The sequence below is a fragment of the Heliomicrobium undosum genome (assembly GCF_009877425.1).
Taxonomy (GTDB): Bacteria; Bacillota; Desulfitobacteriia; order Heliobacteriales; family Heliobacteriaceae; genus Heliomicrobium; species Heliomicrobium undosum.
In genome coordinates this window covers 1-340 of sequence record NZ_WXEY01000071.1, presented here as the reverse complement: position 1 = coordinate 340, position 340 = coordinate 1, and the positions used below count along the sequence as shown (strand labels likewise).

General features: G+C 50.6%; 1 protein-coding gene. It reads right to left on the bottom strand.

Annotated elements, in window-relative coordinates; all coding sequences use genetic code 11:
• Nucleotides 1-218: DUF4277 domain-containing protein (locus GTO91_RS17710; RefSeq protein WP_161260010.1), on the bottom strand; the 218-nt coding region annotated here is incomplete at its 3' end.
• Nucleotides 219-340 lie beyond the last annotated feature (122 nt).

Here is a 340-nt window from a genome sequence, read left to right as displayed (position 1 = left end):
AACTTGCGAATCAAGTACAAGGGCGTCCGGGATGCCATTAAATTGACCAGCATGGCCACCATCAAGTCCCCAGGAGTGGCAGACCATTGCTCTTTATCCCACCGGAGCATATCGTTGACGATCTCGCGGATCCCGAGTTCTCGACAGTACTCCGCGAAGATCGGCATTCCGCCTACCGAAAGAACATCCACGGTATCCGGAGTGGTGACGTGATCCATCGGACATCCCCCTACATTCCGTTTGAGGAAGATGATTCGACAAAAAATCGGCTACTCCTTTAAATGGATCCTATTTCCATTAAAAAAGTTAAAACACCCCGGGGAGGGGTGTTGAAACCGAG